Origin of the sequence: Citrobacter sp. 50677481 (genome assembly GCF_001463265.1) — a bacterium.
Taxonomy (GTDB): Bacteria; Pseudomonadota; Gammaproteobacteria; order Enterobacterales; family Enterobacteriaceae; genus Citrobacter_A; species Citrobacter_A sedlakii.
Genome location: NZ_LNHZ01000057.1, coordinates 152036 through 164654, shown reverse-complemented (window position 1 = coordinate 164654; position 12619 = coordinate 152036). Strand labels below are relative to the sequence as shown.

General features: G+C 57.1%; 14 protein-coding genes. 4 read left to right on the top strand and 10 right to left on the bottom strand.

The genetic code is table 11. From position 1 onward, the window contains the following. Positions 1–34: 34 nt before the first annotated feature. On the bottom strand, positions 35–826 hold the full coding sequence (gene ucpA / locus APU02_RS15660; RefSeq protein ID WP_042290853.1) for an SDR family oxidoreductase UcpA: 792 nt from the start codon (positions 824–826) through the stop codon (positions 35–37). Positions 827–951: 125 nt separating this feature from the next. Continuing rightward, a complete protein-coding gene (gene murR, locus APU02_RS15655) occupies positions 952–1812 on the bottom strand; it encodes an HTH-type transcriptional regulator MurR (protein WP_060570566.1) in 861 nt (286 codons plus the stop codon). 257 nt (positions 1813–2069) lie between these two features. Between murR and murP the strand changes: the two genes are divergently transcribed. Further along, positions 2070–3503: a PTS N-acetylmuramic acid transporter subunit IIBC gene (gene murP, locus APU02_RS15650; RefSeq protein WP_060570564.1), complete on the top strand. Its 1434-nt coding sequence runs from the start codon at positions 2070–2072 to the stop codon at positions 3501–3503. 3 nt (positions 3504–3506) lie between these two features. Beyond that, the gene (gene pbp4b, locus APU02_RS15645; protein ID WP_060570563.1) at positions 3507–4805 is read left to right on the top strand and encodes a penicillin binding protein PBP4B; all 1299 of its coding nucleotides are present in this window, start codon (positions 3507–3509) and stop codon (positions 4803–4805) included. A gap of 91 nt (positions 4806–4896) precedes the next feature. Here the strand turns inward: pbp4b and APU02_RS15640 are convergent, their stop codons facing one another. The 4 genes from APU02_RS15640 to APU02_RS15625 form a co-directional block, all read right to left on the bottom strand. Then, positions 4897–5796, bottom strand: a complete 900-nt coding sequence (locus APU02_RS15640; protein WP_060570562.1) for a Dyp-type peroxidase — start codon at positions 5794–5796, stop codon at positions 4897–4899. 95 nt (positions 5797–5891) lie between these two features. Then, on the bottom strand, positions 5892–6467 hold the full coding sequence (locus APU02_RS15635) for an RpoE-regulated lipoprotein (RefSeq protein ID WP_042290861.1): 576 nt from the start codon (positions 6465–6467) through the stop codon (positions 5892–5894). Between the two features lie 59 nt (positions 6468–6526). Beyond that, positions 6527–6976 (bottom strand): DUF2919 domain-containing protein, encoded by a 450-nt coding sequence (locus tag APU02_RS15630; RefSeq protein WP_060570560.1) that lies wholly within the window; start codon positions 6974–6976, stop codon positions 6527–6529. Then, positions 6963–7388 carry a GNAT family acetyltransferase gene (locus APU02_RS15625; protein ID WP_042290864.1) on the bottom strand — a complete coding sequence of 142 codons (426 nt, stop codon included), beginning with the start codon at positions 7386–7388 and terminating at the stop codon, positions 6963–6965. Before APU02_RS15625 ends, APU02_RS15630 begins: the two co-directional genes overlap by 14 nt. A 213-nt stretch (positions 7389–7601) precedes the next feature. Here APU02_RS15625 and amiA point away from each other — a divergent pair, with 213 nt between their 5' ends. Together amiA and hemF are read left to right on the top strand one after the other, a co-directional pair. Then, positions 7602–8471 (top strand): N-acetylmuramoyl-L-alanine amidase AmiA, encoded by an 870-nt coding sequence (gene amiA, locus APU02_RS15620; RefSeq protein ID WP_042290865.1) that lies wholly within the window; start codon positions 7602–7604, stop codon positions 8469–8471. A gap of 2 nt (positions 8472–8473) precedes the next feature. Next, the gene (hemF, locus tag APU02_RS15615) at positions 8474–9373 is read left to right on the top strand and encodes an oxygen-dependent coproporphyrinogen oxidase (protein ID WP_042290866.1); all 900 of its coding nucleotides are present in this window, start codon (positions 8474–8476) and stop codon (positions 9371–9373) included. Between the two features lie 64 nt (positions 9374–9437). Here the strand turns inward: hemF and eutR are convergent, their stop codons facing one another. From eutR to eutC, 4 genes are read right to left on the bottom strand one after another with little or no spacing between them, the layout of a single operon-like run. Then, positions 9438–10490, bottom strand: a complete 1053-nt coding sequence (eutR, locus tag APU02_RS15610) for an HTH-type transcriptional regulator EutR (RefSeq protein WP_042290867.1) — start codon at positions 10488–10490, stop codon at positions 9438–9440. Between the two features lie 46 nt (positions 10491–10536). Further along, positions 10537–11037, bottom strand: a complete 501-nt coding sequence (gene eutK / locus APU02_RS15605; RefSeq protein WP_060570559.1) for an ethanolamine utilization microcompartment protein EutK — start codon at positions 11035–11037, stop codon at positions 10537–10539. 12 nt (positions 11038–11049) lie between these two features. Beyond that, positions 11050–11709 carry an ethanolamine utilization microcompartment protein EutL gene (gene eutL / locus APU02_RS15600; RefSeq protein WP_042290871.1) on the bottom strand — a complete coding sequence of 220 codons (660 nt, stop codon included), beginning with the start codon at positions 11707–11709 and terminating at the stop codon, positions 11050–11052. 10 nt (positions 11710–11719) lie between these two features. After that, positions 11720–12616 carry an ethanolamine ammonia-lyase subunit EutC gene (gene eutC / locus APU02_RS15595; protein WP_060570557.1) on the bottom strand — a complete coding sequence of 299 codons (897 nt, stop codon included), beginning with the start codon at positions 12614–12616 and terminating at the stop codon, positions 11720–11722. Positions 12617–12619: the final 3 nt, after the last annotated feature.

The following is a 12619-nucleotide window of genomic DNA, read 5'->3' as shown; positions in this document are numbered from 1 at the left end:
CCCCTTCCGGTCAGCGGAAGGGGTGTAACGTCGGTCAGACGCCGACGCTGACGCTTTCCGGCAGCGTGCTGCCGCCGTCAATCACGTTTTGGGTGCCCGTGAGATAGCTGGACTCGTCGGAGGCCAGGAACGCCGCCAGTTCGCCCACTTCCAGCGGACAGGCCAGACGACGCAGTGGTATCGCCTTCGCCATTTCTGTCAGCACCGATTCCGGATCGTCCGCGTTGGACTGGCGGGCGATGCTTTCCGCCATTGGCGTACGTACGTAGCCCGGGCAAATGGCGTTCACGCGGATCCCCGATTGCGCAAATTCCACCGCCAGCGATTTGGTCAGGCCGACAATCGCCGCCTTCGACAACGCATAAGCAGTTTCACCCGGATCGGCCACCATATCGCCGGTCACCGAAGACATCATCACAATGCGGCCATCTTTACGTTTTACCATTTCCGGCAATACGGCTTTCGTGACGTTCCAGACGCCTTTAATGTTGACATCAATATGGAAGTCGCGATCTTCATCGCTCATCTCGAGGAAACCGCCGAGGCGACACACGCCCGCGTTGTTGACGAGGATATCGATGCGTCCTTCCACCTCTTTCGCTCGCTTGATCGCTGCGGCGACAGACGCCGGATCCGTTACATCCGCCACCACGGCCGTGCAGCGATGACCGCGTCCACCCAGTTCGTCCGCCAGCTTTTCAATCTCATCGGAGATATCCAGCAGGATTAAGTTCGCGCCGTGGCGAGCAAACACTCTGGCGATCCCTTCGCCAATGCCCTTCGATGCGCCCGTAATCAATGCTGTTTTGCCCGTGAGTTTACCCATTTCAATGCTCTCCTTGTGAATATGAAGTCTTACACTCCATTAACAACGAAAATACATTAAAAACAGATAAGTGCTGAGGAACAGCTCACTAATTAAGGTAAATCTTAGGAAAAAATGCGCCGGAATCAGTCCCGGAGCAGATTTATCAACTCACTGCTGCGTTCGATCATTCGTAATGACTCGACATCATTGCGCTGTACCAACCCGACAAAGAGCAGGTCGGTGACCGAGTTCTGGGCGGTACGCGTCGACATAGATGAACTGCGCCATGCCTTCTCACTCGAAACCGTGTCCAGCGTGAAATGCGCCAGCCGGCGCAGCGGGGAATCAGCAAGTGAAGTAATGGCAATCACCGTCGCCCCCCGTTCGCGCGCCGCTTGCGCGCAGAGTACGATCTCCTTTTTGGCGCCGCTGTAGGAGATCGCCAGTTGCACATCGCCCTTCTGCAACGCCTGCGCAACCGTCACCTGCACATGCGTATCCGCTTCACAGGCCACGCGATAGCCAATCTTCATCAGTTTAAACGACAGATCGCGTCCCACCAGCGCCGACCCGCCCAGTCCGGTTATCTGAATAAACCCGGCGCGACTGATGGTTTCAATCACCTGTTTCAGCCGGACGAAATCCATCAAGTCACTGGTCTCTTCCAGGGCGGATAATTTTTCGCGATTCAGCTTACGGGCAATGACCTCCAGGCTGTCTTCGCTGGTGATTGAGCTGTGCAGATGTAGCGCTTTATCCTGCTTTTTTTCGCGCCTGGCGCTGTTTTCCTCAATCAGCGCCATTCGTAATTCAGTAAACCCCTTCGCCCCCAGCTTTTGGGCAAATTTGACAATACTCGACTGGCTAACCTGCAACTGCTTCGCGAGCTGACGGGAGGAGACGGTTTTTAGCTCGTTGAGATGAGCCAACAGAAATTCAGCGATCTTGCGTTCATTGTCGGTAAATTCTGCTTCAGCGCTGCGTATTTTCGCCAGAAAAAACATGTCGTCTTACTCTCCCCTGTTAACGGATTTCTCAATTCTACCGCCTGCCCGGCAGGATACCCGATTGTTTACCAGAGTATGACTACCCTCACATTCTTCACACGGCAATTCAACGATTCCATTGCGATGTAAAACAGAGAATATATGATTCCATTCATTTTCCATAGTAGCAGCCCCGTTAAGCTGTAAAGTTTGTGGCGCTCTCGACAAAATGGCGGCGGTAGCATTCACCCGGGACCGGAGAAGGAATAAAGCGAATGGCAAAAGAAATCAGCGTTGATCTCCTGCAGGCAATCCTCTCCCGGGTTGGCGGAGCGGAAAACATTGCCCGGTGCGGAAACTGCATGACGCGTTTACGCCTGACGGTACATGACAGTCGTCTGATTGACGCCAGCATCAAAACGCTGGAGGGCATTAAAGGCGTGGTGCTGTCGGATAATCAGGTTCAGGTCATTTTTGGCCCCGGCAAAGCGCAGCGGGCAGCGGATGCCATGAATGCCCTCCTTGAAAACGGCGGCCCTGCCGTTACGGCTGGCGCGGCGGAGATTGCCGCAAACACCAAAAAGCAGATCAAAGCGAAACAGACCTCCGGCATTCAGCAGTTCCTCGCCAGGTTTGCCACTATCTTTACGCCGCTGATCCCCGGTTTTATTGCCGCAGGCCTGCTGCTGGGGATTGCCACACTTCTTGCTACGGTGCTGCACGTGCCGGCAGATGCGCAGGGCGCCTTGCCCGACGCGCTGAACTTTATGAAGGTCTTCAGTAAAGGACTTTTCACCTTCCTGGTGATCCTGATTGGCTATAACGCCGCACAGGCCTTTGGTGGAACGGGCGTAAACGGCGCCATCATCGCCTCACTGTTTCTGCTGGGCTATAACCCCGCCGCGACCACCGGTTATTACGCAGGCATTGAGGATTTCTTTGGCCTGACAATCGATCCTCGCGGGAACATAATCGGCGTACTGATTGCGGCATGGGCAAGTGCGCGAATTGAGAACGTCATTCGCCGCTTTATGCCGGACGATCTCGATATGCTTCTGACCGCCACGCTGACCTTACTGGTCACCGCCGCGCTGGCCTACCTGGTGATTATGCCGCTCGGCGGCTGGCTGTTCGAAGGAATGTCCTGGCTGTTTATCCACCTCAACAGTAACCCGTTAGGCTGCGCCGTGCTGGCGGGGCTGTTTCTGGTTGCGGTGGTGTTTGGCGTCCATCAGGGGTTTATTCCGGTTTATCTGGCGTTAATGAGCAGCCAGGGGTTCAACAGCCTGTTCCCTATCCTTTCTATGGCGGGCGCGGGTCAGGTCGGCGCGGCGCTGGCGCTCTACTGGCGCGCGGAAAAACACAGCGCCATCCGCAGCCAGATCCGCGGAGCGATAATCCCCGGGCTGCTCGGCGTCGGTGAGCCACTTATTTACGGCGTGACGCTGCCGCGAATGAAACCGTTTATTACCGCCTGTCTGGGCGGCGCCGCAGGCGGGCTGTTTATCGGTCTGGTGGCCTGGTCAGGTTTGCCTATGGGGCTGAACAGCGCATTCGGTCCGTCAGGGCTGGTGGCCTTGCCTTTAATGACCTCTGCGCAAGGGATCCTGCCAGCCATGGCGGTGTACGCCGGGGGGATGCTGGTGGCTTACGTTGGCGGCTTTATTTTTACCGCGCTGTTTGGCTGCCGTAATGTCAATCTGGACTAAATTATGCGTAAACGTTTTCTGCTTATGTCCGCGCTGACCCTGAGTTTTAGCCTCAGCGCAACCCCATTTCCGGTTCTTACGGAAAGTACGCCTGAAAAAGTCGGAATGGATACTGAACGTCTGAACAGGCTGGATAACTGGATAGCGCAACAGGTGGCGGCGGGCTATCCCGGGGTGAACCTGCTCATCGTGAAAGACAACCATATTGTCTATCGCAAGGCGTGGGGCGACGCCAAAAAATACGACGGTCATGTTCTGATGCCTCAGCCTATCAGGGCGACCACGGATACTCTGTACGACCTCGCCTCCAACACCAAAATGTACGCCACTAACTTTGCGCTGCAAAAGCTGATGTCAGAAGGCAAACTGCATCCGGACGATCTCGTCTCGACGTATATTCCTGGTTTTGCCGATGCGCCAGAAGATGTGATTAAAGGGAAGAATGCGTTACGGATTGCGGACCTGCTGCATCACTCCGGCGGCTTCCCTGCTGACCCGCAGTATCCGAACCAGGCCGTCGCCGGGAAACTGTACTCGCAGGATAAGGCCACGACGCTGGCGATGATCAAACGTACACCGCTGGAATACCGCCCCGGCACGAAGCATATTTACAGCGACGTCGACTATATGTTGTTGGGCTTTATCGTCGAGTCCATCACCGACCAGCCTCTCGACCACTATGTCGAAAACGCCATTTATCGTCCGCTGGGTTTAAGCCATACGGTGTTTAATCCCCTTCAGAAAGGCTTTCGTCCACCGCAGATCGCCGCGACGGAGCTGAACGGCAACACCCGCGATGGCGTGATTTATTTCCCGCATATTCGCACCACGACGTTATGGGGCGAAGTGCACGATGAAAAAGCCTTCTACTCGATGGGAGGGGTCTCCGGCCACGCGGGACTGTTTTCCACCACCGGCGATCTCGCCGTACTGATGCAAACCATGCTCAACGGCGGCGGCTACGGCAACGTCAGATTGTTCAGCCCGGAGACGGTGAAAATGTTTACCCAACGCTCGGCGCAGGACGCCACGTTCGGCCTGGGCTGGCGGGTTAACGGGAATGCCAGCATGACGCCAACATTTGGCGCGTTGGCCAGTGCGCAGGCCTACGGTCACACAGGCTGGACGGGGACGCTTACCGTTATCGATCCGGTAAACCATCTGGCCATTGTGATGTTGAGCAATAAACCTCATTCACCGGTTGCCGATCCCCAAACGAATCCGAACCTGTTCATGAGTGGCCTGCTGCCGATGGCGACATATGGGTGGGTAGTGGATCAGGTCTACGCGGCGATAAAATGACCGAATCGTACCGGATAAGGGTTCAAACAACGCCTTATCCGGCACGGCTTTCCTGATGGCGTTACGCTTATCAGGTTACAGGTTGATTCGCTTACAGCGCCAGCAGGCGATCCCGTGATGGGGCAAAGTAATAGCCGCCAGTCACCGGTTTGGTGAAGCGCAGCATCGCGTCACGTTTACCGTCGGTGTCACCGAACATGCTCAGCAACTGCTGCTCAATGTTATGCAGACGCGCGCAGTAAGCGCAGAAGTACAGGCCATGGGTGCCGCTCGCGGTGCCGTAAGGCAGACTCTGGCGAACAATTTTCAGCCCTTTACCGTCTTCTTTAAGATCGACACGGCTCAGATGAGAGGTGGCCGGACGCGCGTCGCCGTCGATCTCTTCATTTGCGTCTTTCGTGCGACCAATCATCATTTCCTGATCGTGAATGCTCATGCGGTTGAGCTGCTTCAGGTTATGTTCCCAACGCTGCACGAACACATAGCTGCCGCCTGCATCCACACCGTCTTTAATGACCGCCACTTCACGACGCGTTTCTTCACCCGCCGGGTTTTCGGTACCGTCAACAAAACCACTGAGATCGCGCTCCTCCACCCAGCGGAAGCCATGGATTTCTTCCTGAACGTCAACGCAGTCGCCAAAGGCCTCCATCGCCGCCTGGGCTACGGAGAAATTCACATCGTGACGCAGGGAAAGAATGTGGATCAGGATGTCATACTGGGTGGCCGGTGCGAGTCCCTTACCGTAAGGGATGAAATTTTCCAGCTCTTCGGCCCCGACGCCGCCGCTCAGCGCACGCCAGGTGTCGTGTCCAAAAGCCACGACCGCGCCCAGATGCGCCTCGGGAAATTTCGCTTCAAACGTCGCCAGCTTATCGGCGAAGACTTTGCTGGCGCTGCGCAGTGCGTCAACGTCGCCTTTAACATTCGCTTCAATCCAAATCGCGGCGCGGCAATGTTCTGGCAAAATGCCACTCTGAACCTGAGACATCATTCCTCCTGGAAAATGAGAATGCCACGCGGTCGTGGCATTGATGGAGGTTATTTTACCCTGTTTTTACGCCCAGCGGTTTGTTCAGACGCAAATTAACGACGCCAGATTATCTTGCTGACTTTCCATTCTTTAAGCGTGTCATCAGACGGCATTAAGCCTTCCGGCCCATGCCATTCGCCGGAAAAGAGATAGCTAATATGCTGACTGCCTTGCGCTTTACACTCCACCGCGACGCGGTCGTCATCAGTGGCTGGCTGGCAGTTGCCAAAGGCTTTGCTGTAGAGATCGCTAAACGGCGTGCCCACGTCGACCCCGGCTTCGGAAGGAATGTCGCTGTCGAGAACATCGATGCGGCTAAGGGTGCCTTGTTCGCCATTAATGACCATCGCCACCTTGTCGTCCTTCATGGCTTCAAAAAAGCGCACGACGTTGCCGTTGGCGATTTTCATTCCGCTGCGCAGGCGATAATCCCCGTCCAGCGCGTCGGCTATCGCCTGTTCATTAAGCGGCGTGGCGGCAGTCAATGCGCCAACGCCCTGCTCGGTCACCTCCGTCGAGGAGCCAAACCAGTTCCACGGATTCGCCGCAGACCAGTTTACAGACGAGAGCGTCGAACACCCGGTCAGCGCCAGCGGCATCGCACATAACATCAAACGCAGCGATTTCATCACACTTCCTTCTTTATTCATCATCGTTGCTTGGAGTCCCGGTTCGCCAAAAAGTGCCGTTATTCTTTTTCAAGGGTGAAGCAGGCGCGTAACCGACGATGGGAGATCAGCCAGATCAACGCCACGACATCCGCCACCACCAGCGCCAGACTGACGCCGTTAACCGCTTCCCCTTGCAGCCATAGCACAAGCTGCCAGCCCAGCAGCACCGCCTGCGCCAGGATCAGTGCCGCGTAAAGCCCTCGCCAGATCGCAGGAAAAGCGTAGCGCCGCCCGCTAAGAAGGAAAGCCAGCACCGCCGGGACGCCAGGCAGCAATCCAAGCCAGAAATTATCGTGATCGGGATAAAACAAATTCAGCAGCGTATTGCCCTGTTCCCGGGAGGAACCGGCAATCACAAACAGCACCCAGGTTCGGGCCTGCAGCAACAATACCAGCCAGAACAGCGCAGGCAGGCGCAAGTGACCGTGAGCGTCGTAATCAGCAGGATGAAACTCAGTATTCTTCATCTTCGATCAGGCGCTTACCCAAACAGAGCACGTCCGCATGTTCATAGCCCAGCCGTTCATACATGCCGAGCACCACGTCGTTATCCTCGCGCACCATGATCTGCACCTTTGGACAACCACGCGCAATGAGCTTCTTTTCCAGCCGGTTGAGCAGCGCGTTGGCGATACCACGTCCCCGGAACTCCGGGTGCACGCCAAGATAATAAGCGGATCCGCGATGGCCGTCGTATCCCCCCATCACCGTCCCGACCACCTCGCCGCTGACTTCAGCCACGAGGAACAGGCTGACATCATGATTGAGCTTACGCTCAATATCCATTTCAGGATCGTTCCACGGACGCAGCAGATCGCAGCGCTCCCAAAGGGTGATCACCTCTTCGAAATCTTCCTGGCGAAAAACGCGTATCTCCATGGTATTTGCCGCCTTTTCGGGTCTAAAAACCAAGATTATGGCGCAAAGCGTTGATTCAGCCAATATCTGACGCGAAGCGGTGAAAAAAATGGCATAATAACGAGCTGTCATGTATTGAAATGAAAAGTAAAACAATTCTCAACATCAACAGTCGTAACGGATTACGCGATACGATATAACATCTGGATTAAATATTTTTACAACTCAGGCCGTATGAGCACTTTTAAACCCCTAAAAACACTCACATCGCGCCGCCAGGTGCTGAAAGCCGGGCTGGCTGCCCTGACCATTTCGGGGATGACCCACGCCACAGCAAAAGAAGCTCCCCTGAAAACCAGCAACGGACACAGCCAGCCCGCGAAAAAAAAATCGGGCGGCAAGCGGATCGTGGTGCTGGACCCCGGCCACGGCGGCATTGATACCGGCGCGATTGGTCGCAACGGCTCGAAAGAGAAACATGTCGTGCTGGCGATCGCCAAAAATGTGCGTTCAATATTACGCAGCCAGGGAATCGACTGCCGCCTGACGCGTTCGGGGGATACGTTTATCCCTCTGTACGATCGCGTGGAAATCGCTCATAAGCACGGCGCCGATCTGTTTATGTCGATCCACGCCGACGGTTTTACGAACCCAAGCGCCTCAGGCGCGTCAGTGTTCGCATTGTCTAATCGCGGCGCCAGTAGCGCAATGGCGAAATACCTTTCCGACCGCGAAAACCGCGCCGACGAGGTGGCCGGTAAAAAAACCACCGACAGGGATCACCTGTTACAACAGGTGCTGTTCGACCTGGTGCAGACGGACACCATTAAAAACAGCCTGACGCTTGGATCGCACATTCTTAAGAAGATCAAACCCGTGCACAAGCTGCACAGCCGTTCCACGGAACAGGCGGCGTTTGTGGTGCTAAAATCACCGTCAATACCGTCGGTGCTGGTAGAAACCTCCTTTATCACGAATCCGGAAGAAGAGCGACTGCTGGGCACTGCGGCGTTCCGGCAGAAAATCGCGACCGCCATCGCCAATGGCGTCGTCAGTTATTTCCACTGGTTCGATAACCAGAAAGCCCATTCGAAGAAACGCTGAATATGAAACCCGATGCACAACGCGTTAAACAGTTCCTGCTGACCTTGCAGGACACCCTTTGCCAGCAGCTCAGCGCCATTGACGGCGCGACATTCATTGAAGACAGCTGGCAGCGTGAAGCTGGCGGCGGTGGACGCAGTCGGGTACTGCGTAACGGCGGCATTTTTGAGCAGGCGGGCGTAAATTTTTCCCATGTCCATGGCGAGGCGATGCCCGCTTCCGCCACGGCCCATCGTCCTGAGCTGGCCGGACGCAGTTTCGAAGCGATGGGCGTCTCGCTGGTGGTACACCCGCTCAACCCGTACGTTCCCACCAGCCACGCTAACGTGCGCTTTTTTATTGCCGAAAAGCCCGGTGCCGATCCGGTCTGGTGGTTCGGCGGCGGTTTTGACCTCACGCCCTACTACGGTTTTGCCGACGATGCCGTTCACTGGCACCGGACCGCGCGCGATCTGTGTCTGCCGTTTGGCGACGAGCTCTACCCCCGCTATAAAAAATGGTGTGACGACTACTTTTTCCTGAAGCATCGCAATGAGCAGCGCGGCATCGGCGGGCTGTTTTTTGACGATCTGAACACACCGGATTTCGATCGCTGTTTCGCCTTTATGCAGGCGGTGGGGAACGGTTATGCCGACGCCTACCTGCCGATCGTCGAACGTCGCAAAGCGATGCCCTGGGGCGAGCGCGAGCGTAACTTCCAGTTGTATCGTCGCGGGCGTTATGTGGAATTTAACCTGGTCTGGGATCGCGGTACCCTGTTTGGGTTACAGACAGGCGGACGCACCGAATCGATTTTGATGTCGATGCCGCCGCTGGTGCGTTGGGAGTACGACTGGCAGCCGGAAGACGGTAGCCCGGAAGCCGCATTGAGTGACTTTATTCAGGTACGCGACTGGGTGTGAGTCGCGCCGCTTCGCAGGCTGGATAAGCGGCGCGCCATGCGGCAATCACGCAGCCACCATTGCCTCACATCCACTGGCGCATTCGTTGATGTAACGTCGACGACGGCTTCTCGGCAAACAGCTGCTGGTAGTCGGTGGCGAACTGGCCCAAGTGCCAGAATCCCCACTGCATCGCGGCGTCCTTGACCGTGGCGCTTTGCGACCACGGACTGATCAGTTCGCGGCGCACCGCGTTCAGGCGGATCCTTTTCAACCACGCGTTTGGGCCAATCCCCAAAATAGCGTGAAACGCATTCTGCAACGTGCGACGGCTGACGTGCAGTTGATTGCACAGATCCAGCACCGTCAGCGGCTCAGACATGTTTTCCAGCACATACTCCCGCGCCCGCGACAGCAGCCTGCGGTAGCCCTGATGGCTAACGCTTTCCGCCGTATGAATTGGCTGCGCCTCTTCCAGCATCGTCCCCATCGCCATTAGCAGGTTATCGCCAAGCACTTTTCGTACAGCGGGCTGATGGAGATTCTCCGGACTCTCGCTAAACGTCGCCAGCGCCTGCTGAACAAAGCCCCACAGCGCCGCTTTGTGCTGCTCTTTGACCTCCAGCGCCGCCTGGCTGCGCAGCATATGTAGCACCCGCTCCGGGTTATGTAAAAAGTTGGCCTGCCGGGAGATCACATCTTCCGAAATCACCACCCCAAGAATGGTGTAATCGTCCGGAGTACTCAGTTCAAACTCGGTCCCCCCCGGCCGGGTCGCAATCTCCGCGCTGCCGAGGCACTGGCTGCCAATAAACCCCTGCTCGCCGCGCGTCGCCGGAATACCAAACCAGAAAGAGTTCGGCCAGACCAGACATGACTGGCGCAGCGCCAGTCCGGTGTATTCACGGAACACCTGAATATCATCGAGCAGGATTTCCGTGAACTCGCCATGAAATTTGCCGGGATGCAGTTGATCGTAAATCTGCTGCCAGGCGGTAATGGTCAGGGCGTGCTCATACACGTCCGTGGTTCGCCGCTGGTGAACGTTGTCCACTTCCACCTTCGGCGTCAGTTTTACGTCTTCGGGTAATGCTTCATGATAAAGATGGTGCAAGTTAGCTGTACGGGTCTTTTTCATGATCTTTATGCCGGACGCCTGTTGAGACGCCCGGCCCTCCGACAGATTAATTTTTTATGCGATAGCGACTGCTGCGTTTACGCAACGCCCCGTCCGTAAAAAGCTGCTCCAGCGCCGCCCGGGCCTGCTCCAGCGGCCAGCCAAAGTGCGCGGCGACCTCGCCCACCGTCATGCCCTGACGCACCCCGGCGAGTTTTGCCAACAGCGCATCGGCGTTGTCCGGTACGCCAGGCGGCTGCGGCGCCGTTTTCGGCGCGGGAGGCGCCGATGCACGCTGAAACCCGCCGATCAGCCACTGGGTGTCATCCTCGGGCCGCCCAATCTCTTTTCGGCTGATGACGCGTCCGGTGCGCTGCGCCGCGGCGCTTCCGGCATCCAGCGCCGCCCGACAGGCCGCCAGATCGCCCTCCACTACCAGCGTCACCTTGCCAGGGTCAAGCACTTCGTGATTCAGCAGCGTAACGTTGGCGGCTTTCAGCATGGCATCCGCGGCATCCACCGCCGCGACCATGCCCTCCACTTCCAGTAATCCCAGCGCATTGATCATCGGCAACCTCCGTTACGCGCGCTGGATGGGACTACGGGCGATATCCAGAACCGCATCGGTAAAGGCATTGCAGGCCGCTTTACAGGCCGCCTGGCTCCCGGTTAAAAACGCAGCGGAATAGTTGGTTTCCGACGGCGGCGGCACGTAGGTCACCAGTTGAACATCGGCAGATTTCATCGCCGCATCAATACCAAAGGTCGCCTCCAGCGGCGGCGCAACCAGATAAGCGATCGGATCGCCCAGCGCAATCCCCGCGGTTGACGACAGATACGAACCGGTGCGCGACACCACGTGCGCGAGAAATGCCGTATCTTCCGCATCGTTCGCCCACTGGAACGCAGCGCCGCTTTCAATATGGGCGACCATCGCGTCCAGTCCGGCGCGAACCTCCGCCGGGTTTGGTCCGCCGAGCATAATCAGCACTTCTCCGGCGGTAGGCGACGGGCCGTGGGCAGCGCCGGCGTATAGCGAGCGGCCATACACCACTTCCACCATCGCCTGTTTCGTCGCTTCGTCTGCGGCAATATACGTCACGTCATCAGAGTCTGCCGTGATGAGACCGAGGCTACGTATATGCGACGGTAATTTCAGTTCGCGCGCAAACCCGTCGTTTACGGAAGCAATCACGCGCATCGCGCTGACCGAGGGTCGAATCAAATCTAATGCTGGCATGATGCCTCCTTTAACGGGTCATGTTGATGCCGGACGCCTTTTGCTCCAGCATGCGTTTGGCCAAATCGACAATGACGGCGGCCGCTTCGACCGGCGGGGTGCCGCCCTGGTGGATGTTCGAAATACAGGTGCGATCGGCTTCCACGGTGGTCGCCACACGCGGGGAATAGACCGCGTAGCAGGAGAGACTTTCTGACTGCCCCAGCCCAGGACGTTCGCCGACCAGCAGGACAACCACCTTCGCACCGAGGATCTCGCCGATCTGATCTTCTATCTTCACGCGGCCATAGCGCACAAAGAACGGCGTGCCGACCTTCAGCCCCGCCTGCTTCAGCCCGGCGAGAAGCGGCGGCAAAATCTCCTCATAGTTGGCAGTGATCGCATCAGTGGAAAGACCGTCGGATACCACCACCTGCACGTCCGGATTCATCACGCACTGCGCTTTCAGCGCCTCGACCGCTTCCGGACTCAGCCGACGCCCCATGTCCGGGCGGGTCAGATACAGGTTTTTGTCGCTGATTTCCGAACGCACCTCCAGCAACCCCTGGGCTTTCACCCACTCTTCCGGCACCTCTTTCAGCACCGTGTCTTTCGAACGCGAGTGATCGGCGAGAAAGCGCAACAGCGCCTGGGTGCGTGGGCGCGGCCCGGCGCGCCCCGTGCAAACCCGCGCGGCGGTGCTACGACGCAGCTCTGTGAGCACGTCGGCGCGGTGCGGATGCTCAACGCCAATCCACGCTTTGGCTTGTGCGGATCCTAAATCGACCTCACAGCTTTCGCTGGCGACGGGCGTAGCGCACTGCGGCTTATGGCATCCCTGCGCGGACGGCGCGGCGGTTTGTGGCGCGTCCTGGCCCATTGACGCCATCACGCTACGTACAATTTCTTCAATCTGTTTTTGATCCATGGT

What these genes read in the sequence shown, in the direction of transcription:
- amiA (WP_042290865.1), top strand. Translation starts at nt 7,602, where the DNA reads ATGAGCACTTTTAAACCCCTAAAAACACTCACATCGCGCCGCCAGGTG.
- APU02_RS15630 (WP_060570560.1), bottom strand. Translation starts at nt 6,976, where the DNA reads ATGAAGAATACTGAGTTTCATCCTGCTGATTACGACGCTCACGGTCAC.
- APU02_RS15635 (WP_042290861.1), bottom strand. Translation starts at nt 6,467, where the DNA reads ATGAAATCGCTGCGTTTGATGTTATGTGCGATGCCGCTGGCGCTGACC.
- murP (WP_060570564.1), top strand. Translation starts at nt 2,070, where the DNA reads ATGGCAAAAGAAATCAGCGTTGATCTCCTGCAGGCAATCCTCTCCCGG.
- eutK (WP_060570559.1), bottom strand. Translation starts at nt 11,037, where the DNA reads ATGATCAATGCGCTGGGATTACTGGAAGTGGAGGGCATGGTCGCGGCG.
- APU02_RS15640 (WP_060570562.1), bottom strand. Translation starts at nt 5,796, where the DNA reads ATGTCTCAGGTTCAGAGTGGCATTTTGCCAGAACATTGCCGCGCCGCG.
- murR (WP_060570566.1), bottom strand. Translation starts at nt 1,812, where the DNA reads ATGTTTTTTCTGGCGAAAATACGCAGCGCTGAAGCAGAATTTACCGAC.
- APU02_RS15625 (WP_042290864.1), bottom strand. Translation starts at nt 7,388, where the DNA reads ATGGAGATACGCGTTTTTCGCCAGGAAGATTTCGAAGAGGTGATCACC.
- hemF (WP_042290866.1), top strand. Translation starts at nt 8,474, where the DNA reads ATGAAACCCGATGCACAACGCGTTAAACAGTTCCTGCTGACCTTGCAG.
- ucpA (WP_042290853.1), bottom strand. Translation starts at nt 826, where the DNA reads ATGGGTAAACTCACGGGCAAAACAGCATTGATTACGGGCGCATCGAAG.
- eutC (WP_060570557.1), bottom strand. Translation starts at nt 12,616, where the DNA reads ATGGATCAAAAACAGATTGAAGAAATTGTACGTAGCGTGATGGCGTCA.
- pbp4b (WP_060570563.1), top strand. Translation starts at nt 3,507, where the DNA reads ATGCGTAAACGTTTTCTGCTTATGTCCGCGCTGACCCTGAGTTTTAGC.
- eutR (WP_042290867.1), bottom strand. Translation starts at nt 10,490, where the DNA reads ATGAAAAAGACCCGTACAGCTAACTTGCACCATCTTTATCATGAAGCA.
- eutL (WP_042290871.1), bottom strand. Translation starts at nt 11,709, where the DNA reads ATGCCAGCATTAGATTTGATTCGACCCTCGGTCAGCGCGATGCGCGTG.